This window comes from Enterococcus sp. 12C11_DIV0727, assembly GCF_002148425.2.
Classification (GTDB): Bacteria; Bacillota; Bacilli; order Lactobacillales; family Enterococcaceae; genus Enterococcus_L; species Enterococcus_L lemimoniae.
In genome coordinates this window covers 635,143-654,967 of record NZ_CP147248.1, presented here as the reverse complement: position 1 = coordinate 654,967, position 19,825 = coordinate 635,143, and the positions used below count along the sequence as shown (strand labels likewise).

Here is a 19,825-nt window from a genome sequence, read left to right as displayed (position 1 = left end):
AACAAAAGCAAATCTACTTACAAATTGTAAGTTGTGTGCTATACTCAGTTCACGAGGTGAGGAAAATGGAGCAAGTAAAAACAACCGAATTTTCATTATGTCCTAAGTTTGAAAAAGCTTTTGCGATTTTAGGGAAGAAATGGAATGGTTTGATTATTGATGTCTTGTTGGAAAACGGTCCTCAACGATTTGGTGAGTTAAGACAAAAAATCCCTGAACTAAGCGATCGCGTATTAGTCGAGCGCTTGAAAGAATTAGAAGGTGAAGGGATCATCTCAAAAGCAGTTCGCTGTGACGAGAGTAGCCGTCTTGAATATTTCCTCTCAATCAAAGGCAAGGACTTACAACAAGCAATGGAACAAATCCAACATTGGGCAGAAAAATGGGTCACTGCTGAAGAATGCAGTTGACCTAAGACCTAATTTCTTGTAAACTGTAATCAATTGAATAGCAAAAAGCGTTGATGGAAAAGAGTAATTTGGCTGATACGAAAAGGGAAAACTTGTCTTAGACTGAAAACAAGTTACGTAATCGAAAAATGAAGTTCACTTCCGGAGTTTGTTTGTTCCAAGTGTTCAGACCGGTGAAAGCCGTTATAAGAATTGAGTGCATGATTTTTTGTCATGAAGTAGGATGGTAACACGATAGCTCGTTCCTTTAGATAGGAGCGGGCTATCGTTTTTTATTTTATCAAGTACCTACAATTAATGTACTTAGTTCAATTATTATAGAAAAGAAAGGATTAGAAAAATGACATTAAAAGCTCAATTAGAAGCTTTAAGAGATGAAACATTGACGAATATTCAAAATGTAGCGGATCTTAAAGCCTTAAACCAAATCAGAGTGGAAACACTAGGTAAAAAAGGACCCATTACAGAAGTCTTGAGGGGAATGAAAGATTTATCAGCAGAAGAACGTCCAGTAGTGGGGAGCTTTGCTAATGAAATCCGAGATTTATTGACTGAAGCTGTTGAAACTCGCAAGGAAGTTTTAGAAACAGAGGCGTTGAATGCAGCTTTAGAACAGGAAACAATTGATGTAACATTACCAGGTAAACAGATGACACATGGCACTCGTCATGTGTTATCCCAAGTGATGGAAGAAATCGAAGATATTTTTGTAGGAATGGGTTATCAAGTTGTAGAAGGCTATGAAGTTGAGTCTGATCATTACAATTTTGAGCGGATGAATTTACCAAAAGATCACCCAGCACGTGATATGCAAGACACGTTTTATATCTCAGATGATATCTTGATTCGCACCCATACTTCTCCTGTACAAGCAAGAACGATGGAAAAACATGATTTTTCAAAAGGTGCACTCCGCATGATTTCTCCTGGGAAAGTTTTCCGTAGAGATACAGATGATGCAACACATAGCCACCAATTCCATCAAATCGAAGGGCTAGTTATCGATAAAAATATTACAATGGGTGACCTAAAAGGCACATTAGAAGTTGTGATGAAAAAAATGTTTGGTGAAGATCGTAAGATTCGTCTGCGCCCAAGTTATTTTCCGTTTACTGAGCCTTCCGTTGAAGTGGATGTTAGTTGCTTCAAATGTGGTGGTGCAGGCTGTAATGTCTGTAAACAAACTGGCTGGATCGAAATTTTAGGTGCCGGCATGGTTCATCCAGATGTTTTATCGATGTCAGGTATTGATCCAAAAGAATATACTGGTTTTGCTTTCGGTTTAGGGCCAGATCGTGTTGCAATGTTGCGTTATGGCGTTAACGATATTCGTAATTTCTATCAAAATGATTTACGTTTCTTAAATCAGTTCAAGGTAAAGGAGTAGTCGACGATGTTAGTTTCTTATAAATGGTTAAGTGAATATTTAGATCTATCAAAAATCTCAGCAAAAGAATTATCTGATCAAATGTCTTTGACAGGGATCGAAGTTGAAGGCGTTGAAGTTCCAGAAGATGGTTTGAAAAAAATCGTCGTTGGTGAGGTCAAAGAATGTGTTCCTCATCCTAATTCAGATCATTTATCGATTTGTCAAGTGGATATCGGTGAAGCAGAATTATCCCAAATCGTTTGTGGTGCACCGAATGTCAAGGTCGGTATCAAAGTAATTGTGGCCTTGCCTGGTTCTCGAATCACTGGTAATCAAAAAATCAAAAAAGGTAAAATGCGTGGTGAAGTGTCAAATGGGATGATTTGTTCTTTACAAGAATTAGGTTATTCCGATAACGTAATCCCGAAAGCCTATTCGGATGGAATTTATTACATGCCAGCTGACGCAGTTAATGGCGATGATGTTTTTTCATACTTAGATATGGATGATCATATTATCGAATTATCAATCACGCCAAATCGTGCAGATGCATTGAGTATGCGTGGTGTTGCGTATGAAGTTGGGGCGATTTACCGTCAAACACCCAAGTTTAATGATGAGCCCTTAAAAGAGGATACAAGTGAAACAGCTGCAGATTACATTTCTGTGGAAGTGACCGACAAAGAAGATACACCAGCCTACCAAATCAGAGTCATCAAAGATGTAAAAATCGCTGAGAGCCCACTATGGCTGCAAACACGTTTAATGAATGAGGGGATTCGCCCAATCAATAATGTAGTTGATATCACAAACTATATTCTTTTATTATTCGGACAACCGTTACATGCGTTTGATTATGATAAACTAGCAAGTAAAACTATTTTAGTAAGACGTGGTAAAACAGGTGAAGAAATCGTCACGTTAGATGGCGAAACACGCAAAGTATCAGAAGGAAATATCGTCATCACAAATGGGCAAGTTCCTGTTGCTTTGGCTGGAGTTATGGGTGGAGCCGACTCAGAAATTACTGATGAAACAACAACTGTAGCTTTGGAGTCAGCTTTGTTTAATTCATTATCCGTTCGTAGAACGTCAAAAGAGTTCAATTTGCGGAGTGAGTCTTCTAGCCGATTTGAAAAAGGTATCAATCATGCAACGATTGGTGAAGCAGGGGATGTGGCTGCTGCAATGATTGCTAAATTAGCTGGAGGAACAGTAGTTTCAGGTAAAGCGATTGGCTCAGAAGTAAGACTTGAAGAGGTTATTGTAAGTGTGACGATTTCAAGAATCAATGAATATCTAGGGACTAAAATGGATCAAGCAACGGTCAGTGAAATTTTTGACACACTAGGTTTTGACTATGTACTTGATCAAGAGAAATATACTGTGACAGTTCCCCCTAGACGCTGGGATATTAAGATCGAAGCTGATTTGATCGAAGAAGTGGCACGGATTTATGGGTATGATAACTTACCTTCCACATTGCCAAAAGGTGAAACGGTGGCAGGTAGCTTAACGAGTGGACAACTATTAGTTCGTAAGATCAAGAGTTTACTTGAAGGATGCGGTGCCAGTGAGGCAATTAGCTATGCTTTGACAACTGAGGAAAAATCTCGTCAATTTATGATGAGAGAAAGCCAAACAACAAGTCTGCAATGGCCAATGAGTGAAGAGCGTTCTGTCTTAAGAATGAACTTGATTTCAGGATTATTAGATGACGTAGCCTATAATGTTGCCCGTAAAAACAACAATATTGCACTTTATGAGGTTGGACGAGTTTTTTATCAAGACAATGATCCTAAAAAAGAATTGCCTTATGAAGAGAACCATCTAGGGATCGTCTTATCAGGAAACAGTAAAGTGAAAGATTGGCAAACCAAGGAAACAACTGTTGATTTTTACACAGTGAAAGGGATGCTTGAAGAATTATTTGACTCTGTTGGGATTTTAAATAAAATTTCTTACGAAGCAACAAAAGAAAATCAAGATCTACATCCAGGAAGAACGGCTTTGATAAAATTGAATGATACGGTCATCGGATTCATCGGGCAAGTTCATCCAACTGTAGCAAAAGAATACGAGATTCCAGAAACATACGCCGCTGAATTAAATCTTCAAGCAATCATCGCAGAAGAAAATGACGCATTAGTGTATCAACAAATCTCAAAATTCCCAGCAGTTTCACGGGATATTGCTTTACTGGTCGATGAATCAGTAACAAGCCAAGAATTAGTAGGAACTATTTCCAAACATGCTGGAAAATTCTTGCAATCCGTTCACTTATTTGATGTTTATCAAGGAGAGAACATCGCTGAAGGGAAAAAATCAATGGCTTATAGCTTGACGTTTGTCAACGCTGAAGCAACATTGGTTGATGAAGAGATCAATCAATCAATGGAAAAAGTAGAAAAGGCATTAGTGGAGCAATTTGCTGTGAAGATTCGCTAAAAGAAAAAGTTCCGCAAAACTTAAATAGTTTTGCGGAACTTTTTTTAGTCGATTAAGCCCAATTTCTAGATAACCATCTGGAAAACTGAGAAATCGAAAAATTAATGACAAAATACATCAAGGCGACAAGGCCGTAAATTGCAAAAACTTGACTTGTTTGAGCATAGCGGCCCATCAATATATAAGATTTCCCGAAGAGCTCTTGCAGCGCAATAACGGAATATAAAAAACTAGTATCCTTAATTACCGTCACAAATTGTGAAACAATTGCGGGCAATACGTTGCGAATGGCTTGAGGTAAAACGATATATATAAGAATTTGAAAATTGCTAAAGCCTTGAGAACGGGCGGCTTCTTTTTGTCCTTTGTCAACACCATTTAAACCGCCACGGATAATTTCAGCTAAAGCAGCGGTTGTAAAAACAGTAAAGCTAACAATTCCAGCAGGAGTAGACTTTATTTTAAAAATCAAGAAAATAACATAGATCCATAGTAAATTAGGTATATTACGAACGATTTCGATATATAAACTAGCTAGAAACTTTAAAGGACCTTTTTTTTGATTTCTTAAAACAGCTAAAATAGTACCGAAAATCGTACTTAAAATAATTGATACAAAAGAAATGTAAAGAGTAAGCTTCAACCCATCGAATAAAAAGCGCAAGTTATTGCCGGTGAGAAGTTGACTCATTTGTTCTGAAAAAGACATATTTGCGACCTCCTATCTGGTATAAGCTTTCTTATTGTTTTCTTCTAATTTCCGAGCCAATTTAGCTAACGGGAAGCACAGGATAAAGTAAAGGAATCCTGCTAGCGCAAATGCCGGAATATAGTTTAGATTGATCGAAGACCAACTATTTGCTGTAAACATCACATCTGCTCCCGAAATAATCGCAACTGTTGAGGTATTTTTGATTAAATTTACGATTTGATTTGTAAGTGGCGGTAGCATAATTCGCCAAGCTTGAGGCAATACGACAAAGCGCATTGTTTTTCCATAAGAAAAACCTTGAGAATAAGCTGCTTCAAATTGCCCTTTAGGCACAGCACCGATCCCTGAACGAACAACTTCTGAGATATAGGCGCCATGATAAAGGCCCACACAAATGATCGCAATCGTTGTTGTCGAAAAAGTTAGCATTGGACTAATCAATGGAAAACCATAATAAACAACGATAAATTGAATCAACAATGGGGTGTTCTGAAAAAATTCAACATAAATTCGACTGATTAGATTCAATAATTTGTTGTGCATCGCAGAGAGGCTCCCAAAAAATATCCCTAATAACATCGCCACGATCAATGATCCGACCGCAAGTAAAATGGTATAAAGGAAAGCATCGCCAAAAAGTCTCCAGTCTTTAAGCAAAGCTTCCCAACGATAAAGCGCAAATGGCCCTGAATTCGCTATAATGAACATTTGATTTCCTCCCAAATTCTAACGAAATTGTATAGAATCGGGAAAAATTAGTCCAGATTCCACGTTTTGTAGATTTTTTCCAAAGTACCGTCTTTTTCCCATTTTTCAATGGATTTATTTAACTGATCGTTTAATTCCGTATTTGCTTTCTTCGTAGCGATACCGTATTCTTGTGGTGAGAAACCATCTTTCAAGATTTCGGTACTATCATCTACATAACCAGTTAAAATTGATTTATCTACTGAAAAAGCATCGATTCTTTTAGATGTTAAGGCTGTTTTTAGTTCAGGATATGAGCCTAGTTCTTGATATTTGAACGTTACACCCAAATCCTTTGCCTGTTTTTCAATTGCTTCTTTGGTCGTTGCGGATTGAACGACACCAATTGTTTTACCATCTAAACTAGCAGTGTCGGTAAATTTGTCAGCTTTTCTAACCAAAAAACCAACTTCGTCTTTATAATATGGCGTTGTGAAATTATAGGTTTCTTTGCGTTCATCTGTGATGGTAAACGTTGCGATCACCATATCCAGTTCGCCATTATCTAATAGAGGTCCCCGAGTTTTTGCGGTTACACCAACAAACTCAACATTATCTTCACTACCAGTTAATTCTTTTGCAATCAAGCGCGCGATATCTGGCTCCATACCTTCATTTTTATTCGTATCAGGATTCATATATCCAAAGTTCGGAACATCTTCTTTAACACCGACTTTAATTACACCAGCATCTTTGATTTTTTGAAGATCAGTCGTTCCTTTGTTACCAGAATCAGTCGAATTTTTATCTTCGCCACTGCCACAACCGACAATCAGGCCGAGTAATAACGCAAGAGACAATGCACCGAATAATTTTTTTGTTTTTTTCATTTGAAATTCCTCCTTAGGTCTATTTTATTGTATTAATTATGAATGATTTTACTTAAGAACTCTTTAGCACGTTCGTTTTCAGTGCTAGTAAAGAAATGTTCTGGTGTTCCTGTTTCGATGATTTGCCCATCATCCATAAAAATCACTTTATCAGCGACTTGACGAGCGAAACCCATTTCATGAGTGACGCAAATCATCGTAATATTTTGTTTAGACAAGTCAACCATTACATCTAAAACTTCTTGGATCATTTCTGGGTCAAGAGCTGAGGTTGGTTCATCAAACAAGATGATTTCCGGATGCATATTTAAGGCTCTGGCAATCGCGACACGCTGTTGTTGCCCACCAGAAAGCTGGGCAGGATAGGCATTTGCTTTATCTGCTAAACCGACTCTTTCTAAGTATTCCATTCCTGTTTTAGTTGCTTCTTCTTTACTGACCCCTTTGACTTTTATGGGTGCTAATGTAAGATTTTGAATAATTGTTTTGTGTGCATAGAGGTTAAAACTTTGAAAAACCATTGCTACTTTTTGACGAACCTTTTGAACGGGAGCTTTAGGTTCTGTGATATCGATGCCATCGACTAATATGTGTCCGTCGGTAACTTTTTCTAAACGATTGATACAACGGATCAGAGTGCTTTTACCGGAGCCAGAAGGTCCGATGATGACAATTTTTTCTCCTTCGTTGACCTTTAAAGAAACATCTTTCAATACATGATGGTCCCCAAAATACTTATTTACATGTTCCAACGAAATCATGGCCATTCTCCTTTATGTATAAAATTATCACATCATTTATAATGATTGTTGATTTATCAGTGATTGAATAGATTGGATAAAAATGAAAAAAAGAACGTCAAAAAGTTAAACTGAGAAAATGATAAGAAATACTTATTAATGGATAGTATACGTAGAATAGGTTTTGTTGAGAAAATAATGCACTATTCTATTTTCTTTTTATAAAAACAGTTTTCTTTTATATCTAATGATTTCATCATAAATCTATCTGTTTGTTAATGTTAGAAATTATAACATATGGAAAATGAGATTACCAGTTTTTTTTGAAATGCTGAAAAAGAAGAACAATTTCAACACTAATAATCAAATAAAAAATTATTAGAGAAAGAATGATATAATAGAAGAAACGATAATAAAACTTGAAAAAAGACACCAAAAAGTAGAAAATAAGAGTGTTGAAAAAATACTGTAAAGGTTGATTGACTTGAATAATCATGAAGCAATAGGATTTATAGATTCCGGAGTCGGTGGACTTACGGTAGTAAAAGAAGCAATGAGGCAACTTCCGAATGAGCGTTTGATCTATCTTGGTGATACAGCACGCTGTCCGTATGGTCCTAGGCCGGCTGAGCAAGTCGTGCAATTTACTTGGGAAATGACCAATTTTCTTTTAGAGAAGAACATTAAAATGTTAGTGATCGCATGTAATACAGCGACTGCAGTTGCCTTAGAAGAAATCAAAGCTGAATTGGATATCCCAGTTGTAGGCGTGATTTTACCTGGTACAAGAGCTGCCTTAAAAGCAACAAAAAATAATCGTGTGGGTGTGATTGGAACTGCTGGAACCATCAAAAGCCGTGCCTATGAAACAGCATTAAAGAGTAAAGCACCGAATACATTTGTTTCAAGTTTGGCCTGTCCAAAGTTTGTTCCGATTGTTGAAAGTAATGAGTTTCACTCTTCTGTAGCAAAAAAAGTTGTATCAGAAACGTTAAATCCACTGCAATTGAAAAAATTAGATACATTGATTTTAGGCTGTACGCATTATCCGTTATTACGTCCTTTGATCCAAAATGTTATGGGTAGCCAAGTAAAATTGATTGATTCGGGGGCTGAAACGGTAAGTGAAGTCAGTATGTTATTAGATTATTTTGATATAGCGAATATGCCAAACTATGTTAATGAGCCAAATGAATTTTATACGACTGGATCAGCGAAAATGTTTAAAGCGATTGCTGATGATTGGTTAAATCTAGAAACTATAACTGTTGAGCAAGTTCGCTTACCTATTAAGAAATGAGGAGAAATGAATGATGATCAGACATGATGGAAGACAGGCGAAAGAATTAAGAAAAATCACCATTGAGACAAATGTTTACAAACATCCAGAGGGATCTGTCGTGATTTCTTTTGGTGATACCAAAGTAATTTGTTCTGCGACTGTGGAAGAAAAAGTTCCACCATTTTTAAGAGGTGAAGGGACTGGCTGGGTGACTGCAGAGTATAGTATGCTTCCAAGAGCGACAAATACAAGAAATATCCGAGAAAGTGCTAAAGGAAAATTAACAGGAAGAACAATGGAAATTCAACGTTTGATTGGTCGATCATTACGTGCAGTGATTGATTTGAAAAAATTGGGTGAAAGAAGTATTATCGTGGATTGTGATGTTGTCCAAGCCGATGGTGGCACTCGGACTGCAAGTATCACAGGTGCTTTTGTTGCGATGAAAATCGCAGTGGCTAAAATGCTGAAAAATGGCGACTTACAAGAAGACCCAATCAAAGAGTACTTAGCTGCCGTTAGCGCTGGGATTTTAAATGATGGCCAATGTGTTCTTGATTTGGACTATACAGAAGACTCAACAGCCGCTGTAGATATGAACTTGGTGATGACTGAATCAGGTAATTTTGTTGAGCTCCAAGGTACAGGGGAAGAAGCGACTTTTTCAGGCGATGAACTAAACTCGTTGTTATTCTATGGCAAATCCGGGATTGAACATTTGATCGCCTATCAAAAAGAAGCGTTAATGTATCAAACAAGTGAAAAGAGTTTTCCAATAGAAGATAGAACGATCGTGATTGCAACAAGAAATCCCGGAAAAGCCAAAGAATTCACGAAACTTTTCGCTGAAAAAGGCTATCAAGTAAAAACGCTATTAGATTATCCAGAATTACCCGATGTTGAGGAAACAGGGAAAACATTTGAAGAAAACGCCCGTTTAAAAGCAGAAACAATTGCTGCTATTTTAAAACAACCTGTTTTAGCAGATGATTCAGGTTTAATCGTCGATGCGCTAGATGGCATGCCAGGGATATTTTCAGCCCGTTTTGCTGGTGAACCAACGAATAATGCTGCAAACAACGCTAAATTACTACATGAATTAACTGGAGTACCTAAAGAAAAACGGACAGCGATGTTCCATTGTACGCTCGTATTTGCAGCACCAGATAAAGAGAGCTTAGTCGTAGAAGGCAATTGGGCAGGCGAAATCGGTACGATTCCGCGTGGTGATCATGGATTCGGCTATGATCCATTATTTTTTGTGCCTGAAGAGCAAAAAACAGCAGCAGAACTTTCGGATGAACGCAAAAATGAAATCAGCCATAGAGGGTTAGCTGTTGCCAAACTAAAAGATCAATGGGAAAATTGGTTGAAAAACTAGGAGGTTGTGCATGAAGTATTTAGTAGTAAGTGATAATCATGGTGATCGAGACATACTGGCTGATTTAGTTGCAAACTATCGAGGAAAAGTAGATAAGCTGTTTCATTGTGGTGATTCTGAATTGGAAGCTCACGATGTATTATGGAATGATTTTATCGTCGTGAGAGGAAATTGTGATTATAGTTCTGAGTTTCCTGATAGTATCGTGGAAAAAACAGATGAAGATACAATTTTTATGACACACGGACATTTGGCTAATGTGCGTTCTGGCTTGACTACTCTTGCTTTAAAAGCAGAACAAGTCAAAGCGACTATTGTGTTATTTGGTCATACGCATGAAATTGGTTGTGAGGTTCGGGCCAATGTTCTGTATTTGAATCCTGGAAGTATTAGCCAACCTAGAGGCGCGATTCAACTAAAATCATACGCGATCATTGAGAGCACGACAGATCGTTTTATCGTTCAATATTATGGACGAGATCACCAACCATTTAAAAAACTTCATTTTGTTTTTAATAGGAAATAATTAAATGGAGCTTGGGACAGAAGATATCAAATTCTAGCATATTTCATGCGTAGAGGTTAAAGAGATCGAAACGAAGTGTAGTCCCTGCTTCCGATCCACCGTCTATTCGAGATTAGCGTGTTTAACAAAAAGAGAACCGATTTTTGTCCCAAACACTGTTCTTACTTTTACCAAAAAGCAAATATGAAGAAACTAAGGTCAAATGTTAATTTTTTTTAAGAGTTATGAAAAAAGTTTGAATTTCAAGACATTTGCATCCGTTTTCTGTACAATGATAATTGTGGCAAAGAAAATGAAATGGAGGCACTCCAAATGATTGGAACTGCTGTAAAAGAATTATTATTAGAAAAACAAGAAACCTTTTTGATTCCTGCGGAAAATGTCGCAAACGTGATGTGCTTAAATCCGTTGAGTCATGCGTTATTAGTTTTATCTCAAGTAAAGTATTCAAAAATCCCTGTATTGGATAAAGGTGATCGCTTTGTAGGGCTGATCAGTTTATCTGATGTAGTGGATAAAATGTTTGACATTACATCTATTGACTTTGATAAATTAAAAGATTTTACTGTAGCAGATGTTATGGAAGTTAATGTACCAGTGATCGGTGAACAATGGGAGTTAGAAGATGTCCTTCACTTATTAGTGGATGCGGCTTTTCTTCCAGTTGTTGATGACAATCAATGTTTCAAAGGAATCATTACACGCAAAGAATTGTTAAAGGCGATCAATCATATGGCTCACGAGCTAGAACGTAAAAATATCATTTTACCAAAATCGGAAGGAGAGTCTAGAGAAATGAAAGTAATTTGATTTTTCTTCCCTTTTGTTCATTTTTTTGATAAACTAAACACCTAATTGAAGGGAGTTATTTGATGGACGCTTATGAAATTATTAACTACATCGGGAATGCTGAGAAAAAAACGCCAGTTAAAGTTACTTTAAAAGGTAAATTGAAGGAAGTTTCTTTTCCTGACGAAATACAAGCTTTTACTAATTGTAAAACGGGAACTTTATTCGGTGAATGGAATATCATCAAAAAGTTTTTAGAGGATAATAAAGAATACATTCTTGATTATGTCATCGAGAATGATTCAAGAAACTCTGCGATTCCAATGTTGGATATCAAAGAAATCAATGCCCGTATTGAGCCAGGGGTAACGATTAGAGATCAAGTTGAGATCGGCGATAATGCGGTAATCATGATGGGAGCCGTAATCAATATCGGAGCTGTGATTGGCGCTGGGACAATGATCGATATGGGCGCCATTTTAGGTGGACGTGCAACAGTTGGTAAAAACTGTCATATCGGTGCAGGAACTGTGTTAGCGGGTGTTATCGAACCACCAAGTGCAGAGCCAGTTGTAATCGAAGATAATGTCTTGATCGGAGCTAATGCAGTTGTCTTAGAAGGAATTCGAGTAGGGGAAGGCGCAGTTGTTGCTGCAGGTGCAATTGTTGTGGATGATGTAGCACCATATACAGTTGTTGCTGGTGTTCCTGCTAGAAAGATCAAAGATATTGATGAAAAAACGAAAAGTAAAACAAATATGATGGAAGAATTACGTAAATTATAATAACGATTAAAAGAGTGAGTCATAACTAGTAATAGTTTGGGCTCGCTTTTTTTTCGTTTAAAAATGGATTGTTATATTAAACTTGCAAATGTGTAAGCCGAATGCATGACTATTCAATTTTTTATTAGCTTGTTTCTAGCTATAATCGATTATATTAGATTAAGTAGGGGGAACAAGTATTATGAAAAGCAAAAAATTTAAATTAGTTATTGGTGGTATTTTAGTTGGAATCTGTGTAGGAAGCTATTTTCTATTTTTTTCCTCCCCTAAAAAAACTGAGTCTAGCTACAATGTTTTTACGTTAAATCAGTTAGATCCGTTACTTTTAAAGGGTGAAGTGAAAGCAGCACAAACAGAGGATATTTTCTATGATCAAGCATTAGGAACAATTACAGACATTCCAGTAAAACATGAACAAGAAGTGAAAAATGGTGATGTTTTACTTAATTATTTAAATGGGGAAGCTCAAACTAGAGCTGACCAACAACAAAGAACAGTCAATAAAAGTAGTTTATCAGCACAACAAGCATCACAGAATCTAAGTCGTGCGCAAACTCGTTATAACGAAGCACAAGCAAGTTTAAATCAAAGTAAAGCTGAGTTTGATAGAGAAGTAGATCCAGAAAAAAAGGAAGAGCTTAAAAGCAAGGTTGAACAACAAAAAACAGAAGTAACTAGTATAAATAACGAAGTAATCCAAGCACAACAAGCGCTAGATTTAGCTTATACGGAAGTAAACGATGAAGCAGCAGTGTTAGAATCAGAACAAGGAAAAGTTACGTCAACTGTTAAAGCGACAATTGATGGTGTTGCGATGGTCAATGAAGCAGGTAAAAAATCATTAGACCAGCCTTTGGTTCAGGTACTAAGTAAGACCAAACAAATTAAGGGGATTGTGACAGAATATGATTTAGCAAAACTAAAAACTGGACAAGAAGTCAGTGTAACATCTGTTGGTTCAAACCAAACAGCTCAAGGAAAAATCAGTTCGATCAATCAATTGCCTAAATCAAAAAATGGAACTGAATCAGAAATCCCTACCTACGAATTTATTGTGGAGGGAGACTTCCCATGGGCGTATGGTTCATCTGTCCAGGTATCGTTGCCGCAACCGCAACTCGTTTTACCTGAAAAATCAATTGTTACGAAAGAAGATAAAACTTTTGTATTCATCTATAAAAACGGTCGTGCAGTGAAGACTGATGTCAAAGTGGTGGATATGAATGGCGTTAAAAACGTGGAATCAGGTGTAACAAAAGGCACTAAAATCATTGGAAACCCAGATGACGTGTTAAAAGATAATACAGAAGTGCAGGTGGTTGAAAATGATTAAGCTTGAACAAATCAACAAATATTATGCTTTAGAAGAAGAAAAGTTACATGTTTTAAAAAATATCAACTTTGAGATTAAAGAAAAAGAGTTTGTTGCAGTTATGGGGCCGTCTGGTTCAGGCAAATCGACATTGATCAATCTGATCGGTTTTATTGATAAAAAATTTGAAGGGACGTATTTATTCGAAGGCAAAGAGATCACAGATTTCTCTGATAAAGAACTTTCTGCAATTCGTAATCAATCAGTAGGATTTGTGTTTCAAAACTTTAGTTTGATCGAAAATAACACAGTTTTTGAGAATGTCGAGTTACCGCTACTGTATAATGGTTCAGCTTATACAGATACAAAAAAGAGAGTCCAAGAAGTATTAGCGAAGGTTGGTTTAGCTGATAAAGGGAATAAATACCCAAAACAACTTTCAGGTGGTCAGCAGCAGCGGGTAGCCATAGCAAGGTCTATTGTGAACTCTCCAAGCTTTATTATCGCAGATGAGCCTACAGGGGCCCTAGATTCAAAAACCTCGGAAGATATCATGCAGTTATTTCAGGATTTGAATAAGCAAGAAGGTGTAACCATCATTTTGGTAACACATAATCCTGAGATGATCTCTTACTGTGATCGTTTGATTCGGGTCAAAGATGGGGTAATTGTTGAAGAGGAGCTGATCAAATGAAAAACTACGTCATTTGGAAGACAGCCTTAAAATCAATTTTAAAAAATAAAAAACGTAGCTTTTTAACAATGTTCGGTATTATTATCGGGATTGCTTCAGTGATCACGATCGTATCTATCGGTAATGGTTTTAAACGAGATATGATCGACAAAATGTCCATGACCAATACAAATGAAAATGTTAGTAATATTACGTTTAACTATTATGATGTTGCCAATGCTTTTAAAGAGGGCGAAGTTTTTAAAAAAAGTGATTTAGATTTAATTAAAAACATCAAAGGAATCAAAAAAGTAGCTTTTTACAAGCCTAAAATTATATTGACTGAACGTCAAATAGAGCTCTATGTTCGTGGTAAAAAGCTAACAAAAAAAGTAGAACGGGTTGAGCAAACATCAGCTCCATTGTTAAGTGGTCGTCAAATAGAACCTAAAGATAATGAAACGTTGAATAAAGTTGTGGTCGTTGATGAAGTGTTGGCTCAGAAACTGTATGGTGAGCCAGAAAAAGCGATTGGTAAAGGCTTTGAAGTCATGAATGAATTATTCACAGTCGTAGGCATCAAAGCGAGTGAAAGTGGCACTTTGTCCATGGAAAATCAAGCTCCGTTAGCATACTTTCCGATTAAAACCTATGATCACTACTTTAATAAACCAGACAGTCAATCAATCTTGGATTTGGAAACTGAGGCAGGTGAAGATAAAGCCAAAGTAACATCAGAGGTTTTAAAACAGCTCAACTTCAATGGGAGCATGAGAAATACTGGTGAGTACGAAGTATATAATCCCAAATCAGATATTGATCAAATGGGTAGCATTTTAGATAATCTAACACTCTTTATTTCTGCTGTCGCTGGTATTTCGTTGTTTATTGCAGGGGTGGGTGTTATGAATATGATGTACATTTCTGTTTCAGAACGTACGAAAGAAATTGGTATTCGCCGAGCTTTGGGGGCAACAGAAAAAGATATCAGAAAACAATTTTTAGCTGAAGGGCTAACATTGACACTGCTTGGCGGGATGATCGGTTATTTACTGGGAATGATCTTAGGCGTTGTTTCGTCGATCTTTCTACCATTCGCAGTACGTCCAGATTTGTTTACAATTGGACTAGCTGTAGGAATTTCAGTTCTAATCGGTGTCGTCTTTAGCTACATGCCGGCATCAGCCGCATCTAAGAAAGACTTGATTGATATTATGAAATAGTCTAAAAAAAGCCAACTAAATGAAATTTTAGTTGGCTTTTTTATCAATGTCATATGTTGTTAGTTCCTCTGTAATTGATCATCGAGTACGGAAACGGCTTTTGCTAAGAAATGATTGATCAGTTCTAGTTCTGATTCAGAATACGCTTGTGCTAAACGCCACATCGCAGTATCTAATGGTTGATAGGCATTTTTTATTTTTTCTTTATCGTCATACGTCGGCACAATATTCACACGCCTTCGGTCAATTGAAATCGTATGGTTCGGTAGTTATAAGCCTTCATGGGTTCCCGTAAGCCCTGAGAATAAGCTAAAAGGAATTGATTTAGAGAAAATCATTGAATTTGCTCAACGCTATTTAGGGCACTTATAAAAGCTGAATCAGGTTGAATTTGCTAAAAGTCAGAAAATTTCTCTTAGTCAAGGATTGACAGAAGAATTATTTTATTTAACAATAAGATATAGAGAAATAGAAAAGAGGCAGATGAACAGTGATTCAAGAACAATTGATCGAGATTCGCAGACAACTTCACAAAATACCAGAAATTGGACTAGAAGAAGAAAAAACACAAAAACGCTTATTAGAAATTATCTTGTTGATTGATAAAGAGTTTATAGAGTATAAAACATGGCGAACTGGAATCATGGTTTTTGTTCATGGCAAAAATCCCCAAAAAACGATTGGTTGGCGAGCTGATATTGATGGCTTGCCAATTGCTGAAGAGGTCCTATCTGATTTCCAATCTGAACACGAGGGATATATGCATGCTTGCGGACATGATTTTCATATGACAATTGGTTTAGGCTTGTTGGAACAAATGTCAGTTGAACAACCTGAAAATAATTACTTATTTTTATTTCAGCCAGCAGAAGAAAATGAAGCTGGTGGTATGTTGATGTATGAGGCGGGAGCTTTTGGTACTTGGTTACCGGATGAATTTTATGGGTTACATGTAAACCCAGAGTTACCAGTTGGGCAAATTACAACGAAGATCGGCACACTATTTGCAGCAACTTGCGAAGTTCAAATCACTTTAACGGGGAAAGGCGGCCATGCAGCGTTTCCTCATGCTTCAAATGATATGATCGTAGCTGGAATGAGTCTGGTTCAACAAGCTCAAACAATCGTTAGCCGAAATGTTAATCCAGTTGAGGGAGCGGTAGTCACTTTTGGTACCTTTCATGCTGGTTCAGCGACCAATGTGATTGCAGGAGAAGCCACAATATCCGGCACAATTCGGACATTAACAGAAGAAATGAACCAATTGACTCAAATCAGAATCAGAGAAATTGGTGAAGGAATTGCAAAGTCATTTAACTGCGAAGTCGTTGTATCATTAGATCAAAAAGGTTATGTTCCTGTAATTAATGATCCGCAAACAACAGAAAAATTTATCTTCTTTATGAAACAAGAGCCTGATGTTGTATTTGAAGAGGCAGAAGTGGCTATGACGGGTGAAGATTTCGGGTATTTATTATCTAAGGTTCCTGGCACAATGTTTTGGCTCGGAGTTGATAGTCCTTATGGTCTACATTCTGCTAAGTTTGAACCAAAAGAAGCAGCAATTCCATTTGCAGTAGAACATATCAGTCATTTTTTGAAATTTTTAGATAAATAGAAAGATGATCCTGACTGTAAAAAGTCAGGATCATCTTTTCACTTTAATGTAATCGGTGTATTTGGAATGGTGAAGTTTGCTTCAGATAGTTTTTTTACATACTGCGCTAAAAACTCTTCTCTAATCGGTGCTTGTTTTCCGTTTAAAACGTACATGGTTGTACGAACGGCAAAATTTCCATTTCCTAAATCAACCATACCAAAAATCGTTGGACCATTTTGAATGATCTCAGCATATTTTTCTTTCAATTCTTGATTGACTTGATCAATAAGCGCTGTGATTTGATCATAGCCTTCATCTGGCATGATGCGCACATCAATCAGAACTTGCATGTTTGATCTAGAAAGGTTACTGATTGTGGTGATGTTTCGATTAGGAATAAAATGAACAGTTCCATCTAATGCTTTCATCTGTGTTGTTCTAAGGCCAACAGCAGTAACTGTTCCCTCAATGCCAAGAGCAGTTAAACGTACATAGTCGCCAACATCCATTTGTTGTTCTAAAATGATAAAAAAACCAGTGATAATATCATTCATAAAGCCTTGTGCTCCCAAACCAATTGCCACACCAGCAATCCCAGCTCCTGCAAGGAGTGAACCTACAGGAACGCCAATCACCGTAAGTAGTGAGTATATGAAAAAGAAAAAGAGCGTGTATTGAAAAGCGTTATTGATCAGTGTATGTAGTGTTTTCAAACGACTTTCACTGAACGATTGTTTTTTACTGTAGTTGCCATATGTTTTATCTATAAGTGTTTTACCTATCCGGTTAAGCAGGGCAAAAAGTAAAATAAGAAATAGTAGGTAAATCACTTTTTCAATCAATGTTGCAATAATTTGATCCCAATTGATTCCATTCCAAAAGCGTTGCAGTGCATTGACTTTGTTTTCAGTGACAGCTTTGATATCAAGAGCAGAATCCATGGTACTGTCAACCGTTGTACTGGATCCTGATTGGCCAAGAATAAACAAGGAAATCCCAACTTTCTTTTTTAGCGATAATTACTCTATCATTATACTTGAATTTGAAAAAAGATGTCATTATTTCTGTAAAAAGCTTAACAAATTCATTGGAAATGTGTTACAATATTCTGAAAATAAGGAGTGATCGTATGACAATTGATTGGGATAACTTAGGCTTTGATTATATAAAAACACCATTTCGCTACATTTCAACATGGAAAAATGGCCAATGGGATGAAGGAACGCTAACAGAAGATAATTCATTGTATATTCATGAAGGTTCAGCAGCCTTACATTACGGACAGCAATGTTTTGAAGGGCTAAAAGCTTATCGCTGTAAAGATGGATCGATCAATTTATTTAGAGTGGAGGAAAATTCTAAACGAATGAATCGTAGTGCTAAGCGATTATTGATGGCTGAAGTTCCAGAAGCTAAATTTATCCATGCAATTGAAGAAGTGGTAAAAGCGAACGAGGCATTTGTTCCGCCATATGGTAGTGGAGCTACGTTATATATTCGCCCGCTTTTGATAGGTGTTGGAGAAGGAATCGGTGTAAAACCTGCGCCTGAGTATCTATTTACAGTTTTCTGTATGCCTGTAGGTGCTTATTTTAAAGGAGGTTTAACACCAACGAACTTTATCTTTTCCGATTATGATCGTGCTGCACCTCAAGGAACTGGAGCAATTAAAGTTGGTGGAAATTACGCAGCTAGTTTTATGCCTGGCGAAGAAGCCAAGGAAAAACACTTCTCAGATTGTATTTACTTAGATCCCAAAACACATACTAAAATCGAAGAAGTCGGTTCTGCTAATTTCTTTGGAATCACTAAAGATGATCGTTTCATTACACCGTTATCACCTTCAATACTACCAAGTATTACGAAGTATTCGCTACTTTATTTAGCGGAGCATAATCTTGGAATGGAAGCAGCAGAGGAAGATGTTTATATTGATTCTTTAGATCAATTTAAAGAAGCTGGTGCTTGTGGAACGGCTGCAGTCATCTCGCCAATCGGAGGGATTCAAACCTATGATGACTTTCATGTATTTTACAGTGAAACAGAAGTCGGTCCAGTAACACAAAAACTTTATGATGAATTAACTGGTATTCAGTTCGGAGATGTAGCTGCTCCAGCAGGCTGGATTAGAAATATAAACGTATAACAAATAAAAAAAACGTCAAAGCGAACTTTGACGTTTTTTTTATTGAGTCAAGACAATTTGGAAAAGCACTCGTATTTTGAATTTAGGTTTAGTATAATAAAAACTAGGGGATTATTTTAATCAATATACTATAAAGAGTTGGGGAGTTTGGATGAAAAAATTTGTTTTGGTTTTTGTATTATTAGCAACGTTGGTAGGCTGTAATAAACCACTTACGAAAGAAGCAACACTTAAGCGGATGGACGCGAAGGAAGGTAAGATAGACAGCTACTCATTAGATATGGATCTTAGTGTGAAAGTGAGTGCCTTAGGACAAAAAAATAACTCAGCTGTTGAAATGAGTTCAGAAGTCGATCGCAAAAATAATGCGTATAGCATTGATTCAACCAATGCAGATGGAGAAGAACTTGAATTTATCATTAAGGATGGTAAAGCATATTTAGAAGATCGACCTGGCGTTTGGAAGAAAACAGCAAAGGTTGATGCCAAAGAATTTAGCAGCCAAGCTGATTATAGTGTGCCATTAGAATTACTTGGGTTAGTATCAGAAGATCTAGGGTTTGAAACGACGGATGATGAGTATCATTTCATGTATGATGGTTATGATAAAAAATTATATAAAACATTGAAAAAATATTATAATATTTCATTTACAGGTTTTGACACGGAGGATGATCTGACGATTACAATGAATGTAAGTGTTGATAAAAAAACATTTAACGTAAAAGAAATGGTAACAAAGGTTATCGGTGAAAATAAAAAAGGGAAAGTCATTGTCAGTATTGACTCAGAGTTTGATAATTTCAATACAATTGAAAAAATAGAGTTACCCGAGGAAGATTAATTTTAAAC

The 19,825-nt window shown here is 36.7% G+C and carries 20 protein-coding genes and 1 other annotated feature; of the genes, 14 read left to right on the top strand and 6 right to left on the bottom strand.

The annotated features are described in order from the left end of the window. Window positions 1-65 precede the first annotated feature (65 nt). From A5866_RS03255 to pheT, 3 genes are all read left to right on the top strand, one after another. Window positions 66-410, top strand: coding sequence for a winged helix-turn-helix transcriptional regulator (locus A5866_RS03255; RefSeq protein WP_086444400.1), 345 nt, complete (start codon window positions 66-68; stop codon window positions 408-410). A 41-nt stretch (window positions 411-451) separates the two neighbouring features. Continuing rightward, window positions 452-660 (top strand) — a binding site (T-box leader). A gap of 90 nt (window positions 661-750) precedes the next feature. Beyond that, complete coding sequence (pheS, locus tag A5866_RS03250) at window positions 751-1,797, top strand: phenylalanine--tRNA ligase subunit alpha (protein WP_086279355.1); 1,047 nt, start codon at window positions 751-753, stop codon at window positions 1,795-1,797. Window positions 1,798-1,803: 6 nt separating this feature from the next. Then, window positions 1,804-4,227, top strand: coding sequence for a phenylalanine--tRNA ligase subunit beta (pheT, locus tag A5866_RS03245; RefSeq protein ID WP_086444401.1), 2,424 nt, complete (start codon window positions 1,804-1,806; stop codon window positions 4,225-4,227). Window positions 4,228-4,279: 52 nt separating this feature from the next. On the opposite strand, the gene A5866_RS03240 is transcribed toward pheT, so the two are convergent. From A5866_RS03240 to A5866_RS03225, 4 genes are read right to left on the bottom strand one after another with little or no spacing between them, the layout of a single operon-like run. After that, window positions 4,280-4,918, bottom strand: a complete 639-nt coding sequence (locus A5866_RS03240) for an amino acid ABC transporter permease (protein WP_176271470.1) — start codon at window positions 4,916-4,918, stop codon at window positions 4,280-4,282. 30 nt (window positions 4,919-4,948) lie between these two features. Continuing rightward, window positions 4,949-5,647, bottom strand: a complete 699-nt coding sequence (locus A5866_RS03235) for an amino acid ABC transporter permease (RefSeq protein WP_086279358.1) — start codon at window positions 5,645-5,647, stop codon at window positions 4,949-4,951. A gap of 47 nt (window positions 5,648-5,694) precedes the next feature. Further along, window positions 5,695-6,516, bottom strand: a complete 822-nt coding sequence (locus A5866_RS03230; protein ID WP_086279359.1) for a transporter substrate-binding domain-containing protein — start codon at window positions 6,514-6,516, stop codon at window positions 5,695-5,697. A 32-nt stretch (window positions 6,517-6,548) separates the two neighbouring features. Further along, window positions 6,549-7,277: an amino acid ABC transporter ATP-binding protein gene (locus A5866_RS03225; RefSeq protein ID WP_086279360.1), complete on the bottom strand. Its 729-nt coding sequence runs from the start codon at window positions 7,275-7,277 to the stop codon at window positions 6,549-6,551. Between the two features lie 463 nt (window positions 7,278-7,740). On the opposite strand from A5866_RS03225, the gene racE reads away from it, so the two are divergent. From racE to A5866_RS03185, 8 genes are all read left to right on the top strand, one after another. Then, window positions 7,741-8,556, top strand: coding sequence for a glutamate racemase (gene racE, locus A5866_RS03220; protein ID WP_086279718.1), 816 nt, complete (start codon window positions 7,741-7,743; stop codon window positions 8,554-8,556). Window positions 8,557-8,569: 13 nt separating this feature from the next. Next, on the top strand, window positions 8,570-9,919 hold the full coding sequence (gene rph / locus A5866_RS03215; RefSeq protein WP_086279361.1) for a ribonuclease PH: 1,350 nt from the start codon (window positions 8,570-8,572) through the stop codon (window positions 9,917-9,919). Between the two features lie 10 nt (window positions 9,920-9,929). After that, window positions 9,930-10,445: a metallophosphoesterase gene (locus tag A5866_RS03210; RefSeq protein ID WP_086279362.1), complete on the top strand. Its 516-nt coding sequence runs from the start codon at window positions 9,930-9,932 to the stop codon at window positions 10,443-10,445. A 312-nt stretch (window positions 10,446-10,757) separates the two neighbouring features. Further along, complete coding sequence (cbpB, locus tag A5866_RS03205; protein WP_086279363.1) at window positions 10,758-11,255, top strand: cyclic-di-AMP-binding protein CbpB; 498 nt, start codon at window positions 10,758-10,760, stop codon at window positions 11,253-11,255. Window positions 11,256-11,317: 62 nt separating this feature from the next. Continuing rightward, window positions 11,318-12,019 carry a 2,3,4,5-tetrahydropyridine-2,6-dicarboxylate N-acetyltransferase gene (gene dapD, locus A5866_RS03200; protein ID WP_086279364.1) on the top strand — a complete coding sequence of 234 codons (702 nt, stop codon included), beginning with the start codon at window positions 11,318-11,320 and terminating at the stop codon, window positions 12,017-12,019. A 181-nt stretch (window positions 12,020-12,200) separates the two neighbouring features. Continuing rightward, complete coding sequence (locus A5866_RS03195; protein WP_086444402.1) at window positions 12,201-13,352, top strand: efflux RND transporter periplasmic adaptor subunit; 1,152 nt, start codon at window positions 12,201-12,203, stop codon at window positions 13,350-13,352. Beyond that, window positions 13,345-14,025 carry an ABC transporter ATP-binding protein gene (locus A5866_RS03190; RefSeq protein ID WP_086279366.1) on the top strand — a complete coding sequence of 227 codons (681 nt, stop codon included), beginning with the start codon at window positions 13,345-13,347 and terminating at the stop codon, window positions 14,023-14,025. Before A5866_RS03195 ends, A5866_RS03190 begins: the two co-directional genes overlap by 8 nt. After that, window positions 14,022-15,227, top strand: a complete 1,206-nt coding sequence (locus A5866_RS03185) for an ABC transporter permease (RefSeq protein WP_086279367.1) — start codon at window positions 14,022-14,024, stop codon at window positions 15,225-15,227. Before A5866_RS03190 ends, A5866_RS03185 begins: the two co-directional genes overlap by 4 nt. Window positions 15,228-15,286: 59 nt before the next feature. On the opposite strand, the gene A5866_RS03180 is transcribed toward A5866_RS03185, so the two are convergent. Next, entirely contained in the window at window positions 15,287-15,451 is a 165-nt protein-coding gene (locus A5866_RS03180; protein ID WP_176332559.1) for a hypothetical protein, read from the bottom strand. Window positions 15,452-15,717: 266 nt separating this feature from the next. Between A5866_RS03180 and A5866_RS03175 the strand changes: the two genes are divergently transcribed. After that, complete coding sequence (locus A5866_RS03175) at window positions 15,718-16,845, top strand: N-acetyldiaminopimelate deacetylase (RefSeq protein WP_086444403.1); 1,128 nt, start codon at window positions 15,718-15,720, stop codon at window positions 16,843-16,845. A 38-nt stretch (window positions 16,846-16,883) separates the two neighbouring features. Here the strand turns inward: A5866_RS03175 and A5866_RS03170 are convergent, their stop codons facing one another. Further along, on the bottom strand, window positions 16,884-17,816 hold the full coding sequence (locus A5866_RS03170; protein WP_086444404.1) for a mechanosensitive ion channel family protein: 933 nt from the start codon (window positions 17,814-17,816) through the stop codon (window positions 16,884-16,886). A 140-nt stretch (window positions 17,817-17,956) separates the two neighbouring features. On the opposite strand from A5866_RS03170, the gene A5866_RS03165 reads away from it, so the two are divergent. Beyond that, window positions 17,957-18,973: a branched-chain amino acid aminotransferase gene (locus A5866_RS03165; RefSeq protein ID WP_086444405.1), complete on the top strand. Its 1,017-nt coding sequence runs from the start codon at window positions 17,957-17,959 to the stop codon at window positions 18,971-18,973. A gap of 151 nt (window positions 18,974-19,124) precedes the next feature. Further along, window positions 19,125-19,817 carry a DUF6612 family protein gene (locus A5866_RS03160; RefSeq protein WP_086444406.1) on the top strand — a complete coding sequence of 231 codons (693 nt, stop codon included), beginning with the start codon at window positions 19,125-19,127 and terminating at the stop codon, window positions 19,815-19,817. Window positions 19,818-19,825: the final 8 nt, after the last annotated feature.